This is a genomic window from Streptococcus suis (genome assembly GCA_002831545.1).
Taxonomy (GTDB): Bacteria; Bacillota; Bacilli; order Lactobacillales; family Streptococcaceae; genus Streptococcus; species Streptococcus suis_P.
The window spans coordinates 2705510-2719245 of sequence record CP025095.1; the positions used below are offsets into that span (position 1 = coordinate 2705510).

Here is a 13736-nt window from a genome sequence, read left to right on the forward strand (position 1 = left end):
ACCATTTTGTGATATAATATTCTGTAACGAGGTGACTTATGGAATTTAAATTATTTGATGACTACATCACATTACAAGCATTGTTAAAAACGACTGGTATTCTCCATTCAGGAGGTGCCATTAAAGGTTTCTTAGAAGAAAATACCATTCTTTTCAATGGAGAGGATGAAAAAAGACGCGGTAAAAAAATCCGTGTCGGAGATGTTATCACACTCCCAGACCACAACACCAGCATCACAATCGTCGCTCCTAGTGCAGAGGAAATCAAACAGCACCAAGAGGATCAAGCTGAAAAAGAACGTGTGGCTGCAATCGTTAAAAAGTTAAATCAAGAAAATAAAAAGAATAAGAAACAGGTAAAAACTCCTAAAAAAGCAACTAAAAATACTGAAAGAAAACCTGTTCGTTTCCCTGGTATGTAGACATGTGGCTAGAACGATTAGAGTTACAACATTTTCGCAATTACAACCAATTAGATATTGAGTTCCACAAAGGGCTCAATGTCTTTTTAGGCGAAAACGCCCAAGGAAAAACCAATATTCTAGAATCTATCTATGTTTTAGCCTTAACACGAAGTCATCGAACACGGACAGATAAGGACCTACTACAGTTTCAAGAAAAGGAATTATCTATTTCTGGTTTACTCCATCGCACAAGCGGTAAAGTTCCCCTTGACATTCACTTGACAGATAAGGGGCGAGTGACCAAGGTCAACCATCTCAAACAAGCCAAGCTTTCCAACTATATCGGCCACATGAATGTTGTTCTCTTCGCCCCTGAAGATTTACAGCTGATAAAAGGTGCGCCTGCTTTGAGAAGAAAGTTCATCGATGTCGAGCTCGGGCAAATCAAGCCACTCTATCTCTCTGACCTATCGAATTATAATCACGTTTTAAAACAAAGAAATACTTACCTCAAATCTACAGATAAGATTGATGAGAACTTCCTATCCGTGTTAGATCAGCAACTTGCTGAATATGGTAGTCGTGTTATCCAACATCGTATTGACTTTCTAAAGAAATTAGAGGAATTCGGAAATAGAAAAGTTCAAGAAATATCTGGCAATCGGGAAGAGTTGACAATCGAATACAAAACCTCAATCGAATTGACAGATGATGTCAATTTAATTGACAAATTCTTGACGGAATTGGAAAGGTATCGCAAACGTGATTTATTTAAGAAAAATACAGGAGTTGGACCACATCGAGATGATGTAGCTTTCTTTATAAATGGAATGAATGCCCATTATGGTAGCCAAGGTCAGCACCGCAGTCTCGTTCTGTCACTCAAACTGGCTGAAATTGAGCTGATGAAGGAGGTCACACGAGAATACCCAATTCTACTCTTAGATGATGTTATGAGTGAGCTGGATAATAATCGTCAAATCAAACTACTAGAAACTATTACAGATACGATTCAAACATTTATTACAACGACATCTTTAGACCATTTACATAAGCTACCTGATAATTTAAAAATCTTCCATATTGAGTCTGGTAAGGTTACTGAGTCAGAATAAGATTGTTTACACTGTTGTCGATAAAGTTTACAAAAAAGTAAAGACCCTGTCAAGAGGGTCTTGTTTTTGTTTTACTGAACTGAATAGTTTGGAGCTTCGTTTGTGATTTGAACATCGTGTGGATGGCTTTCTTTCAAACCAGCACCTGACATTTCGATGAATTGAGCATTTTCATGCAATTCAGTCAAGTTACCAGCACCTACATAGCCCATACCTGAGCGAAGTCCACCAACCATTTGGAAAATCATATCTGCAACAGAACCTTTATAGGCTACGCGACCTTCAATTCCTTCTGGAACCAACTTGTTAGCTTCATTGACAGATGCTTGGAAGTAACGGTCTTTTGAACCTTGTTTCATGGCAGCAATAGAGCCCATACCGCGATAGGTCTTGAACTTACGACCTTGGAAGATTTCTGTCTCACCTGGTGCTTCATCAGTTCCTGCAAACATAGAACCAAGCATAACGGCATGACCACCAGCGGCAAGTGCCTTGACAATATCTCCAGAATATTTGATACCACCATCAGCGATAATCGTTTTACCATATTCACGCGCAACACCAGCGGCATCATAGATAGCTGTCACTTGTGGTACACCGACACCTGCGATGACACGTGTTGTACAGATTGAACCTGGTCCAATACCGACCTTCACAACATCAACACCAGCTTCATAAAGAGCACGAGCTCCTTCAGCTGTGGCAATATTACCTGCAATCAAGGTACGAGTTGGGAAGTGTTCACGAATTTCTTTAATCTTGCGAAGAACGCCTGCTGAGTGACCGTGAGCTGTATCGATGACAATCGCGTCTGCACCCGCTTCAAAAAGGGCTTCTGCACGTTCAAAAGTATCAGATGTAACACCAACAGCACCCGCAACCAAGAGACGACCAAATTCATCCTTCGCAGCATTTGGGAACTCAATCACTTTCTCAATATCTTTGATGGTAATCAAGCCTGACAAACGACCATTTTCATCAACCAATGGCAATTTTTCAATACGATGCTTGTGAAGAATAGCCTCCGCAGTCGCAAGATCTGTTCCAACTGGCGCTGTCACCAATTCATCGCTTGTCATGTTGGTCGAAATTGGCTGCGAATAGTCAGAAATGAAACGCATATCACGGTTGGTGATGATACCAACCAATTTACGATTTTCCAATGTTTCAACGATTGGCACACCGGAAATACGATAAGTAGCCATCAATTTCTCAGCTTCAGCAATGGTGTGTTCTGGTGTTAAGAAGAATGGATCGATAATGACACCATTTTCAGAACGTTTTACCTTACGCACCTCATCAGCCTGCTCTGTAATAGACATGTTCTTATGGATGACGCCCAAACCACCTGCACGCGCCATAGCAATGGCCATTTTGCTATCCGTTACTGTATCCATAGCCGCAGAAATAATCGGAAGGTTTAAAGTCAAGTTAGGTGCTAATTGTGTTTTTAAATCAATATCATGTGGCAATACATGACTTTCAGCCGGAATAAGTAATACATCATCAAAGGTGAAACCTTTTTTCAAAAATTTAGTGTCCCAGTTTGACATTTTCTTCCTCTTTTCTTTAATTAATGTTTGGTTTTTATTTTATTTATGATAACATTTTGAAATCATTTGTCAATCATTATTCGCCTTAATCTCCTCATCGATAAAAATTCAGAAAATTCTTTACCACTTTCTTTTAGAAAGTCGAACGTTTGTTTTTTGCTTTATTATAAAACAAATGAAAAAAGCAACATTTTCTCAACATTGCTCTTTTATTGTTAACCTTATTTAAAGTAGTTGATTCCCATGGCATCCTTTACTTGGTCAAGAGTTGTCGCAGCAACTTGGCGAGCTTTTTGGCTACCTGCTTCCAACATTGCATAGACCTGTCCCATATCCTGTGCAAACTCCAGACGGCGTTCACGGATTGGGCCTAATTCTCTCTCTAAAATGTCCAGCAAATAACGTTTGGTCTTCACATCACCCAAACCACCACGTTGATAGTGCTCCTTCATAGCCTCAATCTCAGCCTTATCTTCTTCGCGACCAAAAACGTCAAGATAGTGGAAAACCATGTTTCCTTCAATCTTACCTGGGTCTTCAACACGGATGTGGTTGGGATCAGTGTACATGGACATGACTTTTTTCTTGAGCGTATCCATGTCATCTGCCAGATAAATACCATTTCCAAGGGACTTGGACATTTTAGCGTTGCCGTCTAGACCTGGTAGGCGACCAGCTGCTTCATTTTCAGGATAAATCCCTTCCGGTTCTACCAAAATATCGGTTTGGTAAGCATAGTTGAAACTCCGAACAATTTCACGAGTCTGCTCAATCATAGGTTTCTGGTCATTTCCTACTGGAACAAAGTTTGCCTTGAAGGCTGTAATATCCGCCGCTTGTGACACAGGATAAACCAAGAAACCAGCTGGAATTCCTTCGCCAAATCCCTTCTGAGCAATCTCGGTTTTTACAGTCGGATTGCGTTCTAGACGTGCAACAGATACCAAGTTCATGTAGTACATGGTCAGCTCTGCCAATTCAGGAATTTGACTTTGGATGAAAATCGTTGTCTTAGCTGGATCAAGTCCTGCCGCTAGATAATCTAGTGCTACGTTTCCAACGGATTCAACAATCTTTTGCGGTTCCTTTGCATGATCTGTCAACGCTTGTTGGTCTGCTAAAAAGACAAAAAGTTCATGTTGACCTGCATCCTGTAATAAAACACGATTTTTCAACGAACCAACATAATGTCCAATATGTAATTTGCCTGTTGGACGGTCTCCTGTTAGGATAATCGGTTTACTCATAAAATGTTCTCCTTTTACATAATAAAAGCCCACGCACAGAAAACTGTGCGAGGGCGTCAAGGACACGGTGCCACCTCACTTATAAGCATTTTAAATAAGCTTACATCTTTTTGCACATAAGGCCTGCTAGCCGAATCCTTATTTATTCAGATTCTATTCACTCAGTCCATTCATAAGCGACTCTTGTTTGTTTACACCAACCACAAACTCTCTAAAAATTATCCACTTACTACTCTTCTGATTGATTCCTATTATAACCGCAAAAAATTAGAAAGTCAAGCTGACAAATCCTTGACGATACTGTCTAAATTAGGGATAATAGAAATTGCTTTTATAACACTAACCAAGGAGAATATATGAAAGAACGTATAAAGGACTTTATCTCTGTCACACTCGGATCAGTTGTCATGGCCATTGGATTTAACAGTTTTTTTCTAGAGAATAATATCGTATCTGGTGGTGTCGGAGGTTTAGCAATCGCACTCAATGCTCTTCTGGGGTGGAGTCCATCTGACTTTGTCCTCTACTGTAACATCCCTTTATTAATCATCTGTTGGTTTTTCTTAGGAAAATCTGTATTTATCAAAACTGTCTATGGAGCTATCATCTATCCTCTTTGCATCAAGTTGACAGCAGGTTTACCCAACTTGACAGAAAATCCTCTCCTAGCTGCTATTTTCGGTGGAATTATCCTAGGTTTTGGACTTGGGCTTGTCTTCCTTGGAAATTCTTCTACTGGTGGAACAGGTATTCTTATTCAATTTATTCACAAGTACACCCCTTTATCATTAGGTCTGACAATGGCTATTATTGATGGTATTATCGTTGGTCTTGGATTTGTTGCCTTCGATACTGATACTGTTATGTACTCGATTATTGCCCTAATGACCATTACTTATATTGTTAACCGCATGATGTCTGGTACCCAATCTTCTCGAAATGTCATGATTATTTCTCAAAAATCAGAAGAAATTAAAGACTATATTACTAAAGTTGCTGATCGCGGTGTAACAGAACTTCCAATTATCGGTGGATTTACAGGGGTTGACAAGCGCATGTTGATGACCACCATCTCTATTCCAGAAATGCAGAAACTGGAGACAGCGGTATTAGAAATTGATGAAACTGCCTTTATGGTTGTTATGCCTGCGAGTCAGGTGCGTGGACGTGGCTTCAGTCTTCAAAAAGACCATAAACATTATGATGAAGATATTTTGATTCCAATGTAATTCATTGAAAATTCAAGTTCTTTCTAGTACAATAAAACTAATAGACAGAAATAGAGGAGAAACTATGCTTACAGTATCAGACGTGTCGCTTCGCTTTAGCGACCGCAAATTATTTGACGATGTCAATATCAAATTTACAGCAGGAAATACCTACGGTTTGATTGGTGCAAACGGGGCCGGTAAATCTACATTTTTGAAAATTCTTGCTGGTGACATCGAGCCATCAACAGGTCATATTTCACTTGGACCAGACGAACGCCTCTCTGTACTACGTCAGAACCATTTCGACTATGAAGATGAGCGCGTGATTGACGTTGTTATCATGGGAAATGAGCAACTTTACAGCATCATGAAAGAAAAAGATGCCATTTACATGAAGGAAGATTTTTCTGATGAAGACGGTGTCCGTGCTGCTGAGTTAGAAGGTGAGTTTGCTGAACTTGGTGGCTGGGAAGCTGAAAGTGAAGCTTCTCAATTGCTCCAAAACCTCAACATTTCAGAAGACCTCCACTACCAAAACATGAGCGAATTGACCAACGGTGAGAAGGTTAAGGTCCTCTTGGCTAAGGCCCTCTTTGGTAAGCCTGATGTTCTTCTTTTGGACGAGCCAACCAACGGTCTGGACATCCAATCTATTAACTGGCTCGAAGATTTCTTGATTGACTTTGAAAATACGGTTATCGTCGTGTCCCACGACCGCCACTTCTTGAACAAGGTATGTACCCACATGGCCGACCTTGACTTCGGTAAAATCAAGATTTTCGTTGGTAACTATGACTTCTGGAAACAATCCAGTGAACTAGCAGCTAAACTACAAGCTGACCGTAATGCAAAAGCTGAAGAAAAAATCAAGGAATTACAAGAATTCGTTGCCCGTTTCTCTGCTAATGCTTCTAAGTCTAAGCAAGCTACTTCACGTAAGAAGATGCTGGATAAAATCGAGTTGGAAGAAATCATTCCTTCTAGCCGTAAGTACCCATTTATCAACTTCAAATCAGAACGTGAAATCGGTAATGATCTCTTGACAGTTGAAAACTTGAAAGTTGTTATTGATGGTGAAACGATTCTTGACAATATCAGCTTTATCCTGCGTCCAGGTGACAAGACTGCTCTTATTGGTCAAAACGACATCCAAACAACAGCATTGATTCGTGCACTTATGGGAGATATCGAATACGAAGGAACTGTCAAGTGGGGTGTCACTACTAGTCAATCCTATTTACCAAAAGACAATACACGAGACTTTGATACCAATGAATCTATCCTTGATTGGCTTCGTAATTTTGCTAGCAAGGAAGAAGATGACAATACCTTCTTACGTGGTTTCTTAGGGCGTATGCTCTTCTCAGGAGATGAGGTTAACAAACCTGTAAATGTCTTGTCAGGGGGAGAAAAAGTGCGCGTGATGTTGTCAAAACTCATGCTCCTCAAGTCAAATGTCTTAGTCTTAGATGATCCAACCAACCACTTGGACTTGGAGTCAATTTCCAGTCTGAACGATGGTTTGAAAGCTTTCAAAGAGTCCATCATCTTTGCTAGCCATGACCATGAATTTATTCAAACTTTAGCAAACCACATTATTGTTATCTCTAAAAATGGTGTGATTGACCGCATTGACGAAACCTACGATGAATTCTTGGAAAATGCTGAAGTACAAGCGAAAGTACAAGAACTTTGGAAAGCATAATAAAAAGGCGATTTATTCGCCTTTTCTTTTAAATCTATGAAAAAAATATTTACAAAAACATCCATTTATTATCTCTTATCTTTCCTTATTCCGCTGACTATTATTTCTATCGTCTTAGCATTTCAAGGAATCTGGTGGGGAAGTGATACAACAATATTGGCCAGTGATGGTTTCCATCAGTATGTTATTTTTAATCAAACATTACGAAATACTTTACACGGAGACGGCTCTTTTTTTTACACCTTTACAAGTGGTCTAGGACTCAATTTTTATGCTCTATCCTCCTATTACCTAGGCTCATTCCTATCTCCAATTGTCTCTTTCTTTGATTTACAATCCATGCCTGATGCTATCTACCTTGTCACTATTGTCAAATTTGGATTGACTGGGTTGTCAACTTATTTCAGTCTAAAGGGTATCCATAAAAATTTGAAAGAAGAATGGGCACTATTACTCGCTACTAGTTTTTCTCTGATGAGTTTTAGTACAAGTCAGTTAGAAATAAACAACTGGCTAGACGTTTTTTTACTCCTCCCACTCGTTCTTCTTGGATTGCATCGATTATTAAAAAAACAGGGTCCGATTCTCTACTACATAACATTAACATGCTTGTTTATCCAAAACTATTACTTCGGTTATATGGTGGCTATTTTTCTAACATTATGGACATTGGTTCAATTATCATGGATAGATAGTCAGAGAATCAAAAGATTTATCAACTTTACAATAGTGTCAATTTTATCTGCTCTAAGCAGCATGTTCATGTTGTTGCCAACCTATTTGGATTTAAAAACTCATGGTGAGACATTTACAAAAATTGTCAACCTAAAAACCGAGGACTCTTGGTATCTGGACTTCTTTGCAAAAAACTTAGTTGGTAGCTTTGATACAACAAAATTCAGTTCTATTCCCATGATCTCTGTTGGTCTCGTTCCATTAATACTCGCTTTACTATTCTTTACATTAAAAGAAATAAAACCAACTGTCAAACTCTCCTATGCTCTATTCTTTACATTCATTATTTCAAGTTTCTACCTACAACCACTCAATCTTTTTTGGCAAGGTATGCATGCGCCAAACATGTTCCTCTATCGTTATGCATGGGCTCTATCAATAACCGTTATCTATTTAGCAGCAGAGACATTGGTACGACTACGTCAAGTAAGTATTAAAAATTTTACTCTAATTGTTTCATTTTTACTCATTTGCTTTACTTCTACCTTTATTTTTAGAGATCATTATGAGTTTCTAACGGATGTAAATTTCCTACTCACACTAGAATTTCTAATAGCCTACTTCATTCTTTTTGTAGCAATGATTCGCTATAAATCATCCTTAAAATGGATTAATATTGTTTTATTGTTCTTCACTTTCTTAGAACTTGGATTACATAGCCATTATCAGGTTCAGGGGATTTCTGATGAATGGCATTTTCCTAGCCGATCAAACTATGAAGAAAAATTGACAGATATTGACAGTATTGTAAAGTCTACAAAGACTACAACTGATTCATTTTATCGTATAGAACGTCTATTACCACAAACTGGCAATGATAGCATGAAATTCAATTACAACGGTATTTCTCAATTCTCCTCCATTCGAAATCGTGCTTCCAGCTCAGTACTAGATAAGCTCGGTTTCCGTTCAGACGGTACCAATTTGAATCTTCGTTATCAGAATAATACAATTATTGCTGATAGCCTATTCGGAGTCAAATATAATTTAGCTACTACGGACCCAAATAAGTTTGGTTTCACACTGAATCAGAGTCAGTCTACTATTAATCTTTACGAAAATAGTTTTAATCTAGGGTTAGCCCTATTGACTAAAGGGATTTACAAAGATGTCAATTTTACAAATCTGACTCTCGATAATCAAACAAATTTTCTTAATCAACTAACAGGGCTATCTCAAAAATACTACCACACTTTATCAGATGTTGTTTCACAAAATACAGTTGAGTTGAGCAATCGAATGACTGTCAACAAAGTTGACAATGAGGATGCTGCAAAGGCAACTTTCTTAGTAAATATACCTGCAAATAGCCAAGTATACTTAAATTTGCCAAATTTAACATTCTCAAATGAGAATCAAAAAAAGGTTGTCATTACTGTCAACAATCAGTCAAGTGAGTTTACACTAGATAATGCTTTCTCTTTCTTCAATGTGGGGAGCTTTACTACAGATGTACAAGTTCAAGTCGATGTATATTTTCCTGAAAATAATCAAGTTTCTTTTGATAAACCACAATTTTATCGATTGGACTTATTAGCTTTCCAACAGGCTATTTCCATTCTCCAAGAAAAACAAGTAGTAACAAAAACTGATGGTAATAAAGTAACCGTTGATTTTGTAACCGATAAAGAAGCCTCACTCCTCCTTACTTTACCCTATGATAAAGGATGGAATGCAACCATTGATGGTAAACCTATCAAAATCCAAAAATCGCAAGAGGGTTTTATGAAAGTGGATGTAAGTCCAGGTCAAACTAAACTAGTTTTAACCTTTGTACCAAATGGTTTCTATCTAGGTTTACTGATTTCTTTTGGTGCAGTTTTTGTATTTTTCTCCTATCAATTCATTGGATACTATTATTCTAAGAACCGAGAATACTAAACTTTCTCGGTTTTTTCTTGTAAAAAGCAAAAAACCTTGATTTCTCAAGGTTTCTTAGTCTTTATTTACTCCGCCAACAGGGCTCGAACCTGTGACATCATGATTAACAGTCATGCGCTCTACCAACTGAGCTATGGCGGAAGAAATAGTCCGTACGGGATTCGAACCCGTGTTACCGCCGTGAAAAGGCGGTGTCTTAACCCCTTGACCAACGGACCATTTTTAGAACAATAACTAGTATAATACATGTGACTTTGTTTGTCAATACATTTTTTGATTTTTTATTGTATTGACAGAGTGCTTTGTTTAATGTAAAATAAAATGGTTAAGGTTCCATAGCTCAGCTGGATAGAGCATTCGCCTTCTAAGCGAACGGTCGCAGGTTCGAATCCTGCTGGAATCATTTAGACCTACCTCGAGTAGGTCTTTTTTCTTGCCATAATTCATAATTAATATATAAAACTGGCAAAATCAGACCAATAAGGGCATATTCTTTAAATTTGAAGGATAGGTGAGTAGATATGATGACACCTAGCATAAATCCTATAATGGTAAATAAGATGTTTCTACCTGTTTTTCTAAGTTCTGAATCTTTTTCAATAACTCCTTTAAACCAGAGATAAGCAGCATTTTTGACATTCCCTGTCATCATCACATTGGCATACGGAGCACCTCGTAACCTTCTAAATGTTTCTACTTGAATAGAGGCTACGAAGGCTAGACTAGCAATTGTAAAAGACGCAGGCATTATAGGTGAGAGAATGATAGTTAGTAAAATAAGAACTAACATCATTACACTACTACCAAAGTGCCAAGACCATGTTTGTTTTTCAAAATACCTTCTTGCTAAGTAGGTAAAAAATTGTCCGAATACAAAAAATAAAATGGGAATGGAAAAATTAACTACCTGCGCAAAATCACCTTTAGCTAAAAAATAAGCTAGGGAAATAACATTTCCAGATTGTACTCCAGCAAAGCGACCACCCTGAGTTACAAAAGTAAAGGCATTTAAATAACCACTGATAAACGTTAATGAACAAGCAATTCTCAATCCCTCAAAAACACGATACTCTTTTTGATTCATTTTCACTCCTTGTTTCACGTGAAACTACTTATGATATGGGCTTCCCTGCTGAATCATAAATGCACGATAAATCTGCTCGATGAGAACTAATTTCATTAGTTGATGGGGAAGCGTCAACTGTCCAAAACTCATCAACAAATTAGCTCTTTTTTTAATACAAGAATCGAGACCCAAACTACCACCAATGATAAAAGTTATATCTGAATACCCATTTACTACAATGTCAGATATCTTTTGACTAAATTCTTCCGATGGAAATTGTTTGCCTTCTATCGCTAAGGCAATGACAAAATCTCGCTCTCCAATTTTAGACATAATTCTATCGGCTTCTTTTTTTAATATTTGTTCATTCTCTGCCTGACTGGCTTTATCTGGTGTTTTTTCATCAGGAAGCTCAATCATATCTAACTTAGCAAATCGTCCCAATCGTTTACTATATTCTGCAATACCTTCTTTGAGGTACTTTTCTTTCAATTTTCCAACGGTAATCAATTTTATTTTCATAAAATAATTGTAACATATCCACAAGCATACGACAGAAAATATTTTTAGAAAATCAGGATATGGCTACAGTTTTTCACATAATTCACAGAGTTATCCACAGGTTGTGGATTGATTTTTGAAAACTTTAAGCTATAATTAAGAAAGCAAGAGTAATCTTAAGGAAAATTAAAGAAATGGAAAGGATTCCTTATATGAAAAAATATTTGAAATTTGCGATTCTATTTGTAATTGGATTTTTTGGGGGGCTTATCGGGGCCTTATCAGCCTCTTTCTTCCAACCACAGGTTCAACAAGCAAATTCTGCTATCACTAGTGTCAGCAATGTTCAATACAATAATGAAACTTCCACCACAAAAGCTGTAGAGAAAGTACAAAATGCTGTTGTGTCTGTTATTAATTACCAAAAATCAGCCAACAATAGTCTTGGTGTTATCTTTGGAAATATTGAATCATCTGACGAACTAGCTGTTGCTGGAGAGGGGTCTGGGGTTATCTATAAAAAAGATGGTCAATATGCCTATATTGTGACAAATACGCATGTTATTAATAACGCAGAAAAGATTGATATCCTTTTAGCATCTGGAGAAAAAATTAGCGGTGAACTTGTTGGTTCCGATACCTATTCTGATATAGCTGTTATAAAAATATCAGCAGATAAAGTCACTGCTGTTGCTGAATTTGCTGATTCCGATACAATTAAAGTTGGAGAAACTGCTATCGCAATTGGTAGTCCTCTAGGTAGCGTCTACGCCAATACAGTTACCCAGGGTATTATTTCTAGCCTAAGTCGGACAGTTACTTCACAATCAAAAGATGGACAAACAATCTCAACTAACGCTATTCAAACTGATACAGCTATCAACCCTGGAAACTCTGGCGGACCGTTAATCAATACCCAAGGACAAGTGATAGGCATTACCTCTAGCAAAATTACCTCAAGTTCTGCAAATAGCTCAGGCGTGGCTGTAGAAGGGTTGGGATTTGCTATTCCTGCAAATGATGCCGTAGCTATTATCAATCAGCTTGAAAAAACTGGACAAGTTAGCCGACCTGCTCTTGGAGTTCATATGGTTAACTTGACGACCTTGTCAACTAGTCAATTAGAAAAAGCTGGATTATCAAATACGGAATTAACATCTGGTGTTGTAATTGTCTCTACACAAAGTGGACTACCTGCAGATGGAAAATTAGAAACTTTTGATGTCATTACTGAGATTGACGGAGAAGCTATTCAAAATAAGAGTGATCTCCAAAGTGCTCTCTACAAACATCAAATTGGAGACACAATCACTGTAACTTATTACCGCAATAATCAGAAACAAACTGTTGACATTAAGTTGACACATTCTACAGAAGAACTTAGCGAATAATTGACAAATGAGACTTTACACAATTGTAAAGTCTCGTTTTTTTTGCTAGAATAAGGATATATGGAAGAATTACGTACACTAAATATTTCAGAAATCCATCCCAATCCCTATCAGCCAAGAATTCATTTTGATGAAAAGGAGCTACTTGAGCTCGCTCAATCTATTAAGGAAAATGGCTTAATTCAACCGATTATTGTAAGAAAATCTTCTATTATCGGATACGAATTATTAGCTGGAGAAAGAAGGTTGCGAGCCAGTCAATTAGCTGGACTGACTACAATACCAGCAGTGGTAAAAGAACTAACTGATGATGATTTACTCTATCAGGCTATCATAGAGAATCTGCAGCGTTCTAACTTAAATCCGATAGAAGAAGCAGTCTCTTATCAAAAATTGATTAGTAGAGGGTTAACACATGATGAAGTTGCTCAAATCATGGGAAAATCAAGACCATATATCAGTAATTTATTGCGCCTACTAAATCTATCATCTCAGACTAAACAAGCTGTAGAAGAAGGAAAAATTTCACAAGGGCACGCGCGACAATTGGTGTCATTTTCAGAAGAAAAGCAAGCCGAATGGGTTCAACTCATTTTATCAAAAGATTTAAGTGTGCGTACGCTTGAAAAATTAATAGCTGCAAATAAGAAAAAACACACTAAGCTTAAACAACGCGACCAATTTTTAAAAGAACAGGAAGATTCACTCCGTAAAACTCTTGGAACAGCTACAAAAATTATCAAGAAGAAAAACGGGAGCGGAGAAATTCGGATTAGCTTTAATGACCTCGATGAATTCGAAAGAATTATCAACAATTTTAAATAGACTTGTTTACAATTTATTTTTATAAACACTCTTTTCCACATTAAAATCATTACAAAAAGTCAGGACCAGCAAAGGTTCTGACTTTTATTCACATCTTGTGGA

11 protein-coding genes and 3 tRNA genes are annotated in these 13736 nt (G+C 37.5%); 8 read left to right on the forward strand and 6 right to left on the reverse strand.

Annotated elements, in window-relative coordinates:
• The first annotated feature begins 38 nt into the window (after positions 1 to 38).
• Positions 39 to 422 carry a S4 domain-containing protein YaaA gene (gene yaaA / locus CWM22_13355; protein ID AUC92804.1) on the forward strand — a complete coding sequence of 128 codons (384 nt, stop codon included), beginning with the start codon at positions 39 to 41 and terminating at the stop codon, positions 420 to 422.
• Positions 423 to 424: 2 nt separating this feature from the next.
• Positions 425 to 1519, forward strand: a complete 1095-nt coding sequence (locus CWM22_13360) for a DNA replication and repair protein RecF (GenBank protein AUC92805.1) — start codon at positions 425 to 427, stop codon at positions 1517 to 1519.
• 71 nt (positions 1520 to 1590) lie between these two features.
• On the opposite strand, the gene CWM22_13365 is transcribed toward CWM22_13360, so the two are convergent.
• On the reverse strand, positions 1591 to 3072 hold the full coding sequence (locus CWM22_13365; protein AUC92806.1) for an IMP dehydrogenase: 1482 nt from the start codon (positions 3070 to 3072) through the stop codon (positions 1591 to 1593).
• A gap of 221 nt (positions 3073 to 3293) precedes the next feature.
• A complete protein-coding gene (trpS, locus tag CWM22_13370) occupies positions 3294 to 4319 on the reverse strand; it encodes a tryptophan--tRNA ligase (GenBank protein AUC92807.1) in 1026 nt (341 codons plus the stop codon).
• Positions 4320 to 4675: 356 nt separating this feature from the next.
• Between trpS and CWM22_13375 the strand changes: the two genes are divergently transcribed.
• The 3 genes from CWM22_13375 to CWM22_13385 all read left to right on the forward strand — a co-directional run bounded on the left by CWM22_13375 (position 4676) and on the right by CWM22_13385 (position 9851).
• Complete coding sequence (locus CWM22_13375; GenBank protein ID AUC92808.1) at positions 4676 to 5548, forward strand: YitT family protein; 873 nt, start codon at positions 4676 to 4678, stop codon at positions 5546 to 5548.
• 64 nt (positions 5549 to 5612) lie between these two features.
• A complete protein-coding gene (locus tag CWM22_13380) occupies positions 5613 to 7235 on the forward strand; it encodes an ABC-F family ATPase (protein AUC92809.1) in 1623 nt (540 codons plus the stop codon).
• 36 nt (positions 7236 to 7271) lie between these two features.
• Positions 7272 to 9851 (forward strand): copper ABC transporter permease, encoded by a 2580-nt coding sequence (locus CWM22_13385; GenBank protein ID AUC92810.1) that lies wholly within the window; start codon positions 7272 to 7274, stop codon positions 9849 to 9851.
• A gap of 68 nt (positions 9852 to 9919) precedes the next feature.
• Here CWM22_13385 and CWM22_13390 read toward each other — a convergent pair.
• Positions 9920 to 9992 (reverse strand) — tRNA-Asn (locus CWM22_13390).
• A gap of 5 nt (positions 9993 to 9997) precedes the next feature.
• A tRNA-Glu gene (locus CWM22_13395) sits at positions 9998 to 10069 on the reverse strand.
• Between the two features lie 111 nt (positions 10070 to 10180).
• On the opposite strand from CWM22_13395, the gene CWM22_13400 reads away from it, so the two are divergent.
• Positions 10181 to 10254, forward strand: a tRNA-Arg gene (locus CWM22_13400).
• Here CWM22_13400 and CWM22_13405 read toward each other — a convergent pair.
• Both CWM22_13405 and CWM22_13410 read right to left on the reverse strand, forming a co-directional pair.
• Positions 10252 to 10935, reverse strand: a complete 684-nt coding sequence (locus tag CWM22_13405) for a DUF1275 domain-containing protein (protein ID AUC92811.1) — start codon at positions 10933 to 10935, stop codon at positions 10252 to 10254. The two genes, CWM22_13400 and CWM22_13405, sit on opposite strands and share 3 nt — an antisense overlap.
• A gap of 24 nt (positions 10936 to 10959) precedes the next feature.
• Positions 10960 to 11439: a 23S rRNA (pseudouridine(1915)-N(3))-methyltransferase RlmH gene (locus tag CWM22_13410; GenBank protein AUC92812.1), complete on the reverse strand. Its 480-nt coding sequence runs from the start codon at positions 11437 to 11439 to the stop codon at positions 10960 to 10962.
• 173 nt (positions 11440 to 11612) lie between these two features.
• Between CWM22_13410 and CWM22_13415 the strand changes: the two genes are divergently transcribed.
• Both CWM22_13415 and CWM22_13420 read left to right on the forward strand, forming a co-directional pair.
• On the forward strand, positions 11613 to 12809 hold the full coding sequence (locus CWM22_13415) for a serine protease (protein ID AUC92813.1): 1197 nt from the start codon (positions 11613 to 11615) through the stop codon (positions 12807 to 12809).
• 60 nt (positions 12810 to 12869) lie between these two features.
• Positions 12870 to 13634: a chromosome partitioning protein gene (locus CWM22_13420; protein ID AUC92814.1), complete on the forward strand. Its 765-nt coding sequence runs from the start codon at positions 12870 to 12872 to the stop codon at positions 13632 to 13634.
• Positions 13635 to 13736: the final 102 nt, after the last annotated feature.

What these genes read in the sequence shown, in the direction of transcription:
- yaaA (AUC92804.1), top strand. Translation starts at nt 39, where the DNA reads ATGGAATTTAAATTATTTGATGACTACATCACATTACAAGCATTGTTA.
- CWM22_13360 (AUC92805.1), top strand. Translation starts at nt 425, where the DNA reads ATGTGGCTAGAACGATTAGAGTTACAACATTTTCGCAATTACAACCAA.
- CWM22_13365 (AUC92806.1), bottom strand. Translation starts at nt 3,072, where the DNA reads ATGTCAAACTGGGACACTAAATTTTTGAAAAAAGGTTTCACCTTTGAT.
- trpS (AUC92807.1), bottom strand. Translation starts at nt 4,319, where the DNA reads ATGAGTAAACCGATTATCCTAACAGGAGACCGTCCAACAGGCAAATTA.
- CWM22_13375 (AUC92808.1), top strand. Translation starts at nt 4,676, where the DNA reads ATGAAAGAACGTATAAAGGACTTTATCTCTGTCACACTCGGATCAGTT.
- CWM22_13380 (AUC92809.1), top strand. Translation starts at nt 5,613, where the DNA reads ATGCTTACAGTATCAGACGTGTCGCTTCGCTTTAGCGACCGCAAATTA.
- CWM22_13385 (AUC92810.1), top strand. Translation starts at nt 7,272, where the DNA reads ATGAAAAAAATATTTACAAAAACATCCATTTATTATCTCTTATCTTTC.
- CWM22_13405 (AUC92811.1), bottom strand. Translation starts at nt 10,935, where the DNA reads ATGAATCAAAAAGAGTATCGTGTTTTTGAGGGATTGAGAATTGCTTGT.
- CWM22_13410 (AUC92812.1), bottom strand. Translation starts at nt 11,439, where the DNA reads ATGAAAATAAAATTGATTACCGTTGGAAAATTGAAAGAAAAGTACCTC.
- CWM22_13415 (AUC92813.1), top strand. Translation starts at nt 11,613, where the DNA reads ATGGAAAGGATTCCTTATATGAAAAAATATTTGAAATTTGCGATTCTA.
- CWM22_13420 (AUC92814.1), top strand. Translation starts at nt 12,870, where the DNA reads ATGGAAGAATTACGTACACTAAATATTTCAGAAATCCATCCCAATCCC.